This is a genomic window from Protofrankia sp. Cj5 (assembly GCF_917627405.1).
Taxonomy (GTDB): Bacteria; Actinomycetota; Actinomycetes; order Frankiales; family Frankiaceae; genus Protofrankia.
In genome coordinates this window covers 1-12,744 of the sequence record NZ_CAKJTO010000122.1, presented here as the reverse complement: position 1 = coordinate 12,744, position 12,744 = coordinate 1, and the positions used below count along the sequence as shown (strand labels likewise).

At 68.2% G+C, this 12,744-nt stretch carries 10 protein-coding genes and 1 pseudogene; 3 read left to right on the top strand and 8 right to left on the bottom strand.

The genetic code is table 11. The features are described from left to right. The 3 genes from MJ777_RS19765 to MJ777_RS19755 all read left to right on the top strand — a co-directional run. Positions 1-1,026 (top strand): hydantoinase/oxoprolinase family protein (locus MJ777_RS19765; protein WP_239377401.1); only part of this gene is annotated, 1,026 nt, incomplete at its 5' end. A 5-nt stretch (positions 1,027-1,031) separates the two neighbouring features. Then, positions 1,032-3,293 carry a hydantoinase B/oxoprolinase family protein gene (locus MJ777_RS19760; RefSeq protein WP_239377400.1) on the top strand — a complete coding sequence of 754 codons (2,262 nt, stop codon included), beginning with the start codon at positions 1,032-1,034 and terminating at the stop codon, positions 3,291-3,293. Between the two features lie 12 nt (positions 3,294-3,305). After that, on the top strand, positions 3,306-3,824 hold the full coding sequence (locus MJ777_RS19755) for an acetone carboxylase subunit gamma (protein WP_239377399.1): 519 nt from the start codon (positions 3,306-3,308) through the stop codon (positions 3,822-3,824). A gap of 199 nt (positions 3,825-4,023) precedes the next feature. Here MJ777_RS19755 and MJ777_RS19750 read toward each other — a convergent pair whose 3' ends face one another. The 8 genes and pseudogenes from MJ777_RS19750 to MJ777_RS19715 form a co-directional block, all read right to left on the bottom strand. Next, a complete protein-coding gene (locus MJ777_RS19750) occupies positions 4,024-4,380 on the bottom strand; it encodes a hypothetical protein (RefSeq protein ID WP_239377398.1) in 357 nt (118 codons plus the stop codon). Between the two features lie 1,145 nt (positions 4,381-5,525). Continuing rightward, entirely contained in the window at positions 5,526-5,963 is a 438-nt protein-coding gene (locus tag MJ777_RS19745) for an arsenate reductase ArsC (protein WP_239346404.1), read from the bottom strand. 80 nt (positions 5,964-6,043) lie between these two features. After that, positions 6,044-6,769: an MIP/aquaporin family protein gene (locus tag MJ777_RS19740; RefSeq protein ID WP_239377402.1), complete on the bottom strand. Its 726-nt coding sequence runs from the start codon at positions 6,767-6,769 to the stop codon at positions 6,044-6,046. Between the two features lie 68 nt (positions 6,770-6,837). Beyond that, complete coding sequence (locus tag MJ777_RS19735) at positions 6,838-7,386, bottom strand: ArsI/CadI family heavy metal resistance metalloenzyme (protein ID WP_239377397.1); 549 nt, start codon at positions 7,384-7,386, stop codon at positions 6,838-6,840. A gap of 210 nt (positions 7,387-7,596) precedes the next feature. Further along, positions 7,597-8,406 carry a phosphate ABC transporter ATP-binding protein gene (locus MJ777_RS19730; protein ID WP_370651631.1) on the bottom strand — a complete coding sequence of 270 codons (810 nt, stop codon included), beginning with the start codon at positions 8,404-8,406 and terminating at the stop codon, positions 7,597-7,599. A 127-nt stretch (positions 8,407-8,533) separates the two neighbouring features. Then, the gene (locus MJ777_RS19725) at positions 8,534-9,520 is read right to left on the bottom strand and encodes a sortase (RefSeq protein ID WP_239377396.1); all 987 of its coding nucleotides are present in this window, start codon (positions 9,518-9,520) and stop codon (positions 8,534-8,536) included. A gap of 11 nt (positions 9,521-9,531) precedes the next feature. Then, complete coding sequence (locus tag MJ777_RS19720) at positions 9,532-11,880, bottom strand: hypothetical protein (RefSeq protein ID WP_239377395.1); 2,349 nt, start codon at positions 11,878-11,880, stop codon at positions 9,532-9,534. 267 nt (positions 11,881-12,147) lie between these two features. After that, positions 12,148-12,744: pseudogene (locus MJ777_RS19715) on the bottom strand (hypothetical protein); the annotation flags it as partial.

Here is a 12,744-nt window from a genome sequence, read left to right as displayed (position 1 = left end):
TGTCTGCGGTGGCCGAACCCGACCATCACCGACTGTCACCTGTTGCTGGGCTACCTCGATCCGCACAACTTCCTCGGCGGGGACGTACCGCTGGACTTCGACGCCGCCCGCGACGCCCTGGAGCCGATGGCCAAGCACTTCAACGCCGACCTGCTCGACTTCTGCGAGAAGGCACACCTGCTGGTCACCGACTACATGCGGGAGTTCCTGAACAACATGCTCCGAGGCCGGGGCTACAGCACCCGCGAGTACACGATGCTGATGTACGGCGGCGGTGGACCGCTCGGCCTGGCCGACGTCGTGGCGGGCCTGAACTTCGACGAGGTCATCACCTTCCCGTTCGCCGCTGTGTTCTCCGCGTTCGGGGTGCTGTGCGCGCCGCGACGCTACCGGTACCACCAGTCCACGATCGCCGCCTGCCCGGCAGGTGACGACTCCGGCGCCCGCGCGGTCAAGTCCGCGGCCGTCGAGGCGATCAACGCGGCCTGGACCGGCTTGGAGATCCGCGCGAAGGAGGACTTCGACCTGCACGGCTGGAACTTCGACGACGCGGTGCTCAGCCGCACCGCCTACGTCCGATTCACCAACCAGCTGTCGGACTTCGAGGTCCCCTGGCCGGGCGAACGGCTCGCGTCGATCGACGATCTGCACGAGCTGATTCGCCGTTTCGAACACGTCTACACCACTGTCTACCCGTCGCAGGCGCTGTACCGGGAAGCCGGTCACATGATCATGGAGCTCGCGCTGAGCGCGGACATCGAGACGCCCAAGCCAGCCGTCCCGATCGTGGAGATGCACGGCAGGACGCCGTCCTCCTCGGCCCAGAAGGGGCACCGCGAGGGCTACTGGCGCGGCAACGCCGTCGACTTCCACCTCTACGAGATGGACGAGATGAAGGCCGGCAACGTCGTCAACGGCCCCGCGGTGCTCGAGCACCCGGCGACGACCCTGCTCATTCCGCCGGGCTGCCACGTCGAGTTCGACAACCGGCGCCTCATTCACTACCGGCGCGGAACGCAGAACTGATCGCCATGACCACCATCGACGGGAGCCATGTCGTGTCCACTGGCAGCACGCCTCTGCTGGATCAACTGCTACTCAGCGAGAAACTCTTCGACGAGACCGGTCGCTATCACGGGTTGGAGAGGCTCGAGCTGCTCGAGACCGACCCGCTGAAATTTGAGGCGTTCCACTCGCGGCTGATGTCGACCATCATCTCGACCCGCGAGACGATGAAGTACATCGCGTCCTCGCCGGCGGTCCGTGACTTCGAAGAGTTCGTCATCGGCCTCTACACCCCCGAAGGCGACGCGGTCGCGTTGTCGACCGGGATCATGGTGCACGTACACACCCTGTCCGAGTTCATCAAGTTCATGCTCAAGAACAACTACGAGCAGGACCCGGGAATCCGGCCCGGTGACGTCTTCGAGAACAACGAGGTCTGGGCCGGCGGGGTGCACACCCCCGACGTCATGACCGTCATCCCCGTCTTCCACGGCGACGAGCTGATTGCGTGGATCGGCGCCGTCTCCCACGAGCTGGAGGCCGGGACCTACGAGGGCCCGGGTATGTCCGTGCTGACTCCGGACCGCTACGGCGAGGGTCTGCACATCAGCGCCGAGAAGGTCGGTGAGAACGACCACTTCCGCCGCGACTACCTCATGCGGCTGCAGATGAACCTCCGTAACTCCGGCTGGTGGATCCTCGACGACAAGGCAAAGCTCGCCGGCTGCCTGATGGTCCGCGAAGCTCTCGGCAACATCATCGACACCTATGGCCTGGACTTCTACAAGGCCGCCACCAAGGAGTTGATCGAGGAGGGCAGACAAAGCTTCCTCAAGCGCGTCCGCGCCACGATGGTGCCCGGCACCTACCGAGGCCTGACCATGCCCGTGCACATGCGCACCCACGTTCCCTACGTGCATCCGTTGGCCAAGAACGACTTCATCGACCTCGTCCGCCAGGAGATGACCGTTACCGGCGAGGGCAAGCTGGAACTCGACTACGAGGGCTCCACCGGCTGGAGTTTCCACCCGTTCAACTGCGCGCCCGGACCGATGAACGGCGGCTTCTGGATCACTCTCACCCAGCTGCTGGCCTACGACGGGCGCGTCAACGACGGCGCCTACCTGGGGGTGAAGCAGTACCTGCCCGAAGGATCCATCGTGAATGCCACCTACAAGGGCGCGGCGACCTCGCTGGCGTGGTGGACTCTCATTCCGATCTTCGCCAACATCTGGCGGCTGATGGGGATCAGCTGGTACGCGCGGGGCTTCCCCGAAGAGATCATCATGTCCACCCCGACGTGCATGGTGGGAGTGGCCGGCTTCGACCAGTTCGGCGGTCCGACCGGCTACCAGAACTTCGAGATGGCCGGCGAAAGCTTCGGCGCTCGCGGTGTCGCCGACGGGATGGACTGCGGCAGCCCGATCTGGAACTCCGAAGGGATCCAGGGCGACGCCGAGACCTGGGAGATGGTCGGTCCGAACGTCTACCTCGGACGCAGTTTCGTGCCCGACCACCACGGCTACGGCCGCTTCCGTGGCGGTGCCGCCTGGCAGTCGCTGTGGACCGTGCGTGGCTCCGAGCTCGTCAACGTGACCCTGTCCGCGTCGGGCGCGATGAACGGCGGAGTATTCCACAAGGGCTTGTTCGGCGGCTACCCGCCCGCGGGGTGGAAGTGCCTGTGGGCTGCCGGCACCAATGTCAAGGACCTCGTCGCGGCCGGGGAGAAGTTGCCATCTTCGGTGGACGAGGCCGAGGAGATGCTCAAGGACGGACGGCTCACCGCCCGCGAGTGGTACTGCGGCCCGCTTAACCAGTGGTCGCCCAACCTGAGCGAGGGCGACCTGTTCGGCATCATCTACTACGGCGGGGTTGGATACGGCGACCCACTCGCCCGCGACACCCGCGCGATCGAGGCGGACCTGGTCAAGGGCCTGATGACCGTCGACGGCGCGAAGGCCGCCTACGGATACGGCGGATCGGCCGAGGCGACCGCGGCCAGCAGAGACGAACGCCGCGCGGCACGGCTGGCGAAGTCGGTCACCGCCGGGGAATGGTGGGAGTCCGAGCGCGAGCGTGCCAGGACCGGTGACGTGTCCGATCTGGTCGCGCACATGTACGCGCGTTCGGCGAAGCTGTCGGACTCGATCGTAAACCAGTACAAGGCGTTCTGGCAGATCGACGAGTTCCCCTACACCGACACCGGCGAGCCGACCTTCACCGCGCCCGCACCAACCGACTTCTACTTCCCCAACTCGTCCAGCCGCCCCAAGCCGACCGCGTCCTGAAGGGCTACGACCATGACCCACACCTCGCAGGGTTCGACGGGCTCCGCCGAAGTCGTCAACGCCCTCATACGCAACGAGCTGAGCTGGGAGGAACTCCTCGGACTAATGCGGGCACCGAAATCCGAGATTCGCTTCGAGGAGACCATCGCCGCGTGGCAGAGCCTCGTAACCTGGGACGAGCAGATCCTGCTTCCGCTCGGGGAAAACCTTTTCATCGTCGCCAAGAACGGCAGGGCCATCGTCAAGACGACCGCCGGCGCCGAACTCGGGCCATGGAACGGCAACTGGAAGATGCAGTGCCGCATGATCGTGCGCCGCACACGGGAGGACCTGCTCGAGATCTACCCCGAGAACGACATGACCATCGATCCAAGCTTGGTCGAGATCCGCGAATTCCTCTGTCCCGTCAGCGGAACCCTACTCGACACCGACTGCGTCCCCCCGGGATTCCCCGTCGAGGTCGACTTCACCCCCGACCTCGGCACGTTCTACCGAGACTGGCTCGGTAAGGAACTGCCCGTTACCCTCTGACGCCCGGTCGAGGGGCGGCGGGCTACGGCCCGCTCTCCTTCTGCCGCGCATCCCACCCTAGGTGGCTGGTGTTTTTATGATCACCGCGTAGAGTGATTTCCCTCGCGAATCTTCCAGGGGTAGCTGAAAGCGGTCGTCTTTGGCCGAGCGGTGACCGCTGGTCGCTCCTGACCCGGCCGGGGCCGCCCCGCCGGCCGGGTCAGCCCATGGTGACCCAGTCGGCGGCGGTGTGGATGAGGCCGAGGGCGGCCAAGCGTGCGATGTCGACCGCCGCGGCGAGCAACGCGAAGTCGGCGGCGACCTTGATTCGCCCCCGGACGCGGGCGCGGCGAGGGCACCAGAGGTCGTGAGTCGTGGCCGCCACACCATCGGCCAGCCTGGTCGATGCGATCCGCAAACCTGAGGCGTCGCTCGCGAAGAATGCCGACCTCACCTGCTCTACGAACCGTGCCAGATCGTCGACCGCCCGTAGGAAGGCCAGGTCGGCCAGGGAGGATGACCAGCCGTCTGGGGACGCGGGGATCGACGCTGCGGGTAGAGGATCAAGCGGTCCCAAGCGTGCGAGCGAATCCTGGGTCAACCGTTGGACAGCTGCCTGAGGCAGGGGCACACGACGGATTGTCGCGGACGGCACCGTCCCCGACCAAGTGGATTCGACGCGACGAAAAGGGATGCAGGTGCTCCACGTCCACCGCTGCCACTCGTCGGCCCTGAGACCGAAGGCGCGGCCATCCAGCAGCGTGTGAAACCTCTCCTCAGCGGATGGGCAGAGGTCGCCCTCCGCTTACTCCACGCCATGCAGTCCACCGAGCCGAACTACATGCCGATCAGTCCGGCTGCCGGTGCACACCACCTGCGGGTCCGCGGCACCCAGATGGGCCGAGCCAGCGGGTCAATCGCCCGGAGCCGAGACGCACCACCAAGGAAGGCGCCGGCTGGGCCCGACGGTCGAGCATACAAGATCCGCTTCATCGGCCTCGGGCCGAGGTACCCTCTGGCACCCAACGCCTCTCGACCAACCCCTGCCACTACCCCAACCCCTGCCACTACCCAAAGTAGTCGAGACTGTCGATGCGACTGAGAATCGAACCGGACGATCAATGCCCCGACCTGGACGTTCTCTATCCGATCAACCATCAGATCTCATAGAACTTACCTATTTGCCCAGGTCAGGGCATTGTTACGCATCGTGGGGGCGGGTGGGACTCGAACCCACGACCGACGGATTATGAGATCTGCTGTGGTTCGTCCACCCATATCCGTAGGCATCCGCCGGTCCAAGTCCGTCTGGCGGCGTTCGAGGACATCCGCGCTTGTCCACGGTCATCCGCCGCGCCAGATTCTCCTCACAGCGTCGCGGCGCCTCTACTTCACTGGACATAATGGTACAAAATGGACGTCCACCAACACCGGTGGACACCAGCGGACGGAAGCTTACGCATCCGAGTGCCTGATTCTGCTTTCGATTCCCCGTATTTGTCTCTTTTCATACCAAGAATGGATGAATATTCCACTCCCAATCATCAACCTAGAATGAGCAGTCCCAGCCTGGAAGCCGGGCGGAACGAGCTCGGCTCCCACTTGCCCGCCAGGTTGTCGAGACGGTTGCGATCGAAGCCGGAGTGTGCGTCCGTCCGCTGGCGATGCGCCGCTGATCGCGGCCTGACCCGGCCCAGGTGATCCGGGAATCCGGACCGCCGCTTATCTTCCGGCGTCGTCCGGGACGGTCGGGAGCAGCTCGGCGATGAGCTTTTCGACCCGCGTCTGGATGTCGTCGCGAATCGTCCGGACGGCATCGACGCTCTGACCGGCCGGGTCGTCGAGTTTCCAGTCCTCGTAGCGCTTTCCGGGGAAAACCGGGCAGGCGTCGCCGCAGCCCATGGTGATCACGACGTCGGAGGCTTCCACGGCCTCGATGGTAAGGATCTTCGGGGTCTGGGTGGTGATGTCGATGCCGACTTCGGCCATGGCCGCCACCGCGGCAGGGTTGATCTGCTCAGCGGGCATCGACCCGGCGGAACGGACCTCGATCGCCCCGGCCGCGAGATGGGAGAGCCAACCGGCGGCCAGCTGGGAGCGTCCCGCGTTGTGGACGCAGACGAACAGTACCGAGGGTTTCGTGGACGGCTTCGTGGACACGGACGGTTCTTCCCTTCACGAAGAGCGGTCGGTCAGCGGGGCGGGAGCGTCAGATCCGGCAACAGGCTGACCAGTAATGATCATTGTCTGAGCGCGCCGTCGGCAGCCCACGTGTCAGGTTGGTCCACCGTGCCGTTCGGGGTCACGGCCGGCGAGTGTGCGACGACGACGGTCGACGCCGTGGCCGGGCTCAGCCCGGGGTAGAACACCCTGATCAGTGCGATACCGACCAGCCCGCCGGTGAGCTGGGCGGCGACGAACGCCGGGACGGACGCGGGGGCGATACCCGCGAAGGTGTCGGAGAACATCCGTCCCACCGTGATCGCCGGGTTGGCGAAACTGGTCGAGCTGGTGAACCAGTACGCCGCGCCGATGTAGGCCCCGACCGCCGCCGGTGCCCGGTCGGCCCGCCCCGAGCGGGCAAGGGCGAAGATGACGAGGAGCAGGCCGGCCGTCGCCACGATCTCGGACAGCAGATGCGCGCCGGACGCCCGGTCATGGGTGGAGATCGACACCGCCGCCTGCCCGAACATGACGTTGGCGAGCACCGCACCGGCGACGCATCCCGCGACCTGGGCGGGCAGATAGGCCGCGACGTCCCGCCAGGGCAGACCGCCGAACAGCGCGTCGACGGCGGAGACCACCGGGTTGATGTGCGCGCCGGACACCGGCCCGACCATCAGAATGATCGCGAACAGGCCAGCCGCGGTTACCGTGGCGTTCTCCGCCAGTTGCAGACCGATCTGGTTCGGGCTGAGCTGTTGGGCGGCTATCCCGGAGCCGATGACAAGGGCGGCCAGCAGCATGCTGCCGAACGCCTCCGCCGCGACCCGCCGCGCCAGCGGCGGGCGCTGGTCCGCGGTCACGGCCGGGGTCAACGGCCAGCCACCGGGGCCACGGTCAGGGCCAGCGGCTCCGGGCCACCGATGCCACCACACACAGGCCCGCATGCGCAGGCCGACCCCGGCGTGCCCGGTTCGGCCTCCCGCTGGACGGCCGGCCGTCCAGCGACGCCAACGCCAACGCCGGCATCGGCATCGGCATCGGCATCAGCGAGGACGGTGTAGACCTCCCACGGCGCACCGTCCGGGTCATCTACCCAGACCTTGTCCTGCACCGCGTAACAGCACGTCGTGGCTTCTTCGGTCGCTGTGGCCAGCCCCAGACCGGCCAGCCGCGCGGCCGCCGCCGTCACCTCGCCGGTGGACTCGACCTCGACACCGAGATGGTTGAGCGCGCCAGCCACCCCGGCTTCCCGGGCCGCCGGGTTCTCGATCAACACAAGCTTCAGCGGCGGGACCTCGACCGCGAAGTTCGCGTACCCGGGCCGGCGCTTCGCCGGCCCAACCCCGAACAGCTTCGAGTAGAAGCTCACGGCCGCGTTCACATCGGACACGTTCAGCGCCAACTGGACCCTGGCCACGACGACCACCTCACATCGATCCGCGTCTATGTACTGCCAGGGCAAGCATGGACCCAAACATAGACAGCCGTCAATGTCATCGATCGATAGACCAACGGACCATGTGACCATGGGTTTTCGCCCGACCGGAGGCCTCCGGGGGTTTCTGACGGACCGGTTCCACAACGGCCCGGCCCGGCCCACGGCCCGGAAGAGCCGTTCTCCCGCGTCCTACCCGAACCGGCCGTTGACGTAGTCGGCGGTCCGCGGGTCGCGCGGGTCGTGGAACATCTGCTCGGTGCGCCCGTACTCGACGACGTGGCCGGGCCGCCCCTCCTCGGCGAGAAAGAACGCGCAGTGGTCGGACACCCGCGCCGCCTGCTGCATGTTGTGCGTCACGATAATGATCGTCACATCCGAGGCGATCTCGGCGATGGTCTCCTCGACCCGGCGGGTGGATGTCGGGTCAAGAGCCGAACAGGGCTCGTCCATGAGCAGCACAGCCGGCTCGACGGCGAGCGAGCGGGCGATACACAGCCGTTGCTGCTGCCCGCCGGACAGCGCGCCCCCCGGGGAGCGCAGGCGGGTCCGGACCTCGTTCCACAGGCCGGCCCGCAGCAGGCAGTGCTCGACCAGGGAGTCCTTGTCCTTGCCCTTGATCCCGGCGAGCTTCAGGCCGCTCGCGACGTTGTCGAAGACCGTCATGGCGGGAAACGGGTTGGGCTTCTGGAAGACCATGCCGATCCGGCGACGGGTCTCCTGCGCCCGCTTGCCGGCGGCGTAGATGTCCTCGCCGTCCAGCAGAACCTCACCGGCCAGGGACGCGCCCGGGATGAGCTCGTGCATCCGGTTCAGGATGCGCAGGTAGGTGGACTTGCCGCAGCCCGAGGGACCGATGAGCGCCGTCACCTCACCGGGTCGCATCGTCAGCGAAACCCGGTCAAGCACCTTGCGCTCCCCGAACCACGCGGAGACGTCCTTCGTTTCCAGCGCCGCGCCGGAGACCGGCCCGGTCCGCTCACGGCGGGCGGCGGGCACCAGCCCCGTCGCCGTGTCATGCGTCGCCGTGCCCAAGGGCGCAGGCTCCGCTACGGCCGGGAACCGCGCGGTCGGCTTGTCAAGCGCGGGCACGCCGGTCACGGGCGCGTCAGGCACGATGTCCATCCCTTCAGAGCAGGTTCGGGAGCAGGCGGGCGAGGTTCTCGTAAACGTTCCAGACCACCGCGACCAGCACAGGCGCGCTCACGAGATAGGCCGGCCACCGTTCCCAGCGGTGGAACAACCAGGTCGCGCACACCACCGCGACGAGGAGTACCTGCGCCCAGAGCAACAGGGGCAGGGCGGCGGCCGGCTCGCTGGCGAGGGAACGCTCGTCGGCGTAGATGGCCGGCCGGACACCCGCGGACGGCGCCACGGCGGTCGTCAGCTTGGCGGTGACCACCAGTGTGTGGCTCGGGCTGACGGCCGGCGCCGAGGTCACCAGCGTGATCCGGTTGACCGGCGCGGTCAGCGGCCGCGGTGGGGTGCGCCCGTCGCGGACCTCGACGACCGTGAACGTCGCGCTGCCGAGACCGGTCGTCGCGACGATCTCATCGCCGATCCGCAGCTTGTCGAGCTTCGCGAAAGGCGCGCCGAACGTCGAACGCCGACCGTAGACAACCGCCGTGCCGGCCTGGCCGGGCAGCGGTGTGTCCCGCCGATGACCGAGCCCACGGGTGAGCGCGCCGCTGGTGGTACCCTCGACGACGACCTGACGCACCTTCAGCCGAGGAATCTCGACGATCGCCACCGGCACCCCGGGCGTGATGGGTGGTGCGACCGGAGCAACCTCATCACCGGTCTGGGCGAGCTGGCCGCGAAACGTCTTGTAGAGGTTGTCCTGGGTCCGGGTCTGCTGCAGCCCGGACACCGCGAGCAGATAGCCGGCGAAGCCGAGCATCAGCGCGGCCAGCATGAGGAGAACCCGCCCGACGGCGATCCCGATGACCGCCCGGCCACCGGCGGGCTGGCGCCGCGGCGGCCCGCCGGTGGCCGGGCGCGCCGTTGCCCATGCCGCCGTTGTCCGTGTCGTCGCCGTCGCTGTGGCCGCCGTCGCTGTCGCCGCCGTCACTGCCGTGGTGGGGGCCGTACCCGGCGCTGATGCCTGAACCGTCACGCGCACCCCGCCTACTTCCACATCCGCGGGAGCACCCGGGCCAGCGACCGTGCCCAGGCCGGCGCGGGTTCACCCCGCGAGTACCCGACAAGCCCCAGGCCGAATACCACGGAAGCGAATCCGATCACGACCAGGAGCAGTATGGCGTGCCGCCCGACGCCGGTGGACTCCACCAGCGGTCCCGACCTGGCCGACGTGGTGAACGCCGAGGTGGCGCTCGCCCTCGGGACGGCTCGGGCCGATGGGCTGGCGCCGGGCCGGGCGACCGCCGTCGGGCTGGGGGCGGGCGTGGCCGTGCCGCCGGTCGAGGTGGTACCGCCAGCACTCGCCGACGTGTCGCCGCTGTCCTGCCCGGACGTCGTGGTGCCGCCCGCGGCGGCGGCATTGCCCACGGCGGCATTGCCCGCGGCGGCGGAGGCCGCCTGCGCCCCGGGCGACGGGCTCGCCGAAGCGGTGGGTGTACCGGCCGACGCCGGCGCGGCCTGGAGGCGTACCGCGGTCTCGACCGTACGGGCCTGCGCTACCAGATCCGCCGGCAGACTCAGATAGCCGTTGGGCAGCTGACCGTTGTCGATACCGTGCTCTTGGCCCTTCACCGCGGCCAGGTCGATGAAATCGGCGATCTTGCCGGCTTTGGTCCTGTCGATGCCGCTGGTCGGGACCATCGCGTAGTGAACCAGCACGAGCGGGTAGACGGCCGGGTCGGTCGCGGTGTGGTCGGCCTGGCGGACGCCGTCCGCATCGACGGTCATGGCTTTGACGGCCGCCGCCATGGACGCCTCGGTCGGAGTGGTGAAGGAGCCGGCGGCGTTCTTCAGCTCCGCCTGCGGCATGCTCAGGTTGGTCGCGTCCGCGCTGTCGAAGAGCACGAACAACGAACGGAAGCCCTGTCGTGCCGCCGCGTAGGAGGACGGCTGATGGCTGGGATCCTGGTCGGAGATGCTGCTCGGGTCCTTGCCCGCCGGAGCACCGGCCGCGGCCTGGCGGACGACCGCGTCCAGCCCGCTCAGCGGGGCGAACGTCATGTTCATCGCCGACGTCGGATCGACCGTGCGGAACGTGTCGAGCGGGAATCGCAGGCCGCCCTTGTTCCAGGCGTCGAGGAAGTAGTCGCTGACATGCATGCCGGCCGGGTCCTTGGTGCCCTTGAGGAAGGCGCTCGCATCCGGGTCCGCGGCGAGCCAGCGAGTCAGCTCGTAGGTCAGGTCCTCACCGTCGGCGGTGAGCACCGGCGGGAAGTAGTTCTGGGCGGTGAAGTCCCGTGCCCAGGCGACACCGGGGTTGAGCGCCTGGAACTCCGGGTCCGCGAAGATCGTCACTGGGTTCCCAGCCGTCCCCGGGTTGGGGCAGTACGCGCTGCCAGGCCCGGTGATGGGCGCCGTGGGGTCGCAGCCGGGCGGCCCACCGGAACCGTAGAGACCGGGGTAGGACTGCGTGAGCAGCTTCGCGATCAGCCGTGCGTTCAGCCTGAGCGAGGTGACCTGCTGGTGGGTCACGGGATCGTCGAGCAGGAAACCGACCGAAATACCGGACACCGCCAGCGGCGCGTAGGCCACCGGATTCGGGCCGGTCGCGCCGGTGGCGGCCGGGCGCGTGGTCAGCGCCATGTCCACGCTGCCGGCGGCATAATCCGACCGGGCCTGGACGTCGCCGAGCAGCGAGTAGTCGACATTGAGCGCGGGCGTGCCCGCGCACGACCTGGCGGTCCAGCTCAGCATCGCGAGGTTCGCCACGGGCGCGCCCGCGGAGGTGAAGTCGGGGTTGTTGATCGAGCACGCCCCGGCGCCGAGACGGAAGGCCAACGGGATGGTGACGTGTGGCGCCCAGCTGTTCACCAGCTCGACGGACGGCGTCGTGAGCTTCCACAGCACCAGCGAGCACGGCTGGGTCGAGTTACAGCCAAGGCTGGTCAGTTCGCGCCCCGTCTCGACCACGAAGTCGGCGCTGCCCGTCCCGGCCGGCTGCGTGATCGCTTTGCGCCTGTTACCCGGCCCGTCCGGGCCCGCGCCGTTGAGCCCTCCGAGCGCGCTGGGATCGGAACCCGACGCCAGCGTTTCGGAGCCGTAGCAGTCACCGGCGGACTTCGGCGCGGCTCGGCATTGGTAGATGCGAACCTCGTTCGTCGACAGCTCCGTCCCGCTGGACGGGAAGCCCCGCCAGCTGACGTGGATCGCCTCGAAACCGAGATCGGTCGTCTTGCTGACCGTCACCGAGGCGTTCGCCCCGATCGCCGGTGCCGGGAAGGTCCTCGCCACCGAGACGTCCGCGGCCCGTGCCGGTTGCGGCCCCGGCAGCAGCAGCGAGCCGGTGAACACCATGACCGCGCCAGCCAGCGCGAGCGCGACGCCCGCCCGCGGCACCTTGGCCCCCCGCGGCCGCCGGGCGCACGGGGAGGGCCGTGTGCGCGCGTCCGTTGGCCAGCCAGGCAATTTCGGTGACACGTCTTCTCCAGCGCCGGGGAGGGACACGCCGCGGACGGGCGTGCGGTGGTGTCGGGACCCACCCGGGTATCGGGACCTACCCGGCCAGTCACGACGGAACATATGGATGGATGCGCCGCAGAGCCCGGCGCGGACACCGGGCCCTGCGGTTAACACGGGTGCGCTCTGGGGCGGGCCGCTGGCCTGCTAGGAAAGGCCGTACTTGGCACCGCAGAGCGTGCCCGTACCCGACGTGGGCAGCGAGACAAAGCCCTCGTTGACGCCGAGCGGGTGGGTGCAGATGTAGCCGGCCTTACCGAAGACCGCGGTGTAGCCTGACCAGATCTTGTCCAGACCGGTGCTGCCAGGCTGGTTCTTGAGCACGTTGAACAGCAGGCGGGGGAACTTGCCGCTGGTGTTCAGGGAGTACGGGCCGGCCGCGCCGTTGGCGACGTCGGGGACTGTGGCGGGAACGCTGTCGATCTGGCGGACGGTGAAGCCATTGCGGTTGTCCACGTCGCCGCCGCGGGACTGGGCGACCCACTTGCCAGCCGAGTACGGCACCAGCGCGTCACCGATCGCGTCTCCGGCCTGGAGGTTGGCCTGGAGACTCACACCGCTGTTCTCCTCCAGGGTGGCGGGCTGACGTACGCACGCGCCCGGCGTCAGGGCCGCGTTCGGGCCGTTGACATCACCACCGTTGTTCAGCGCCTTGAGGAAGGAGTTCCGCGTGCCCGAGCCCGACTGCGGCAGGTACGGCTCGATGGGCGAGCTCGGCAGGGCCGAGTTGATGACGTGCCAGTC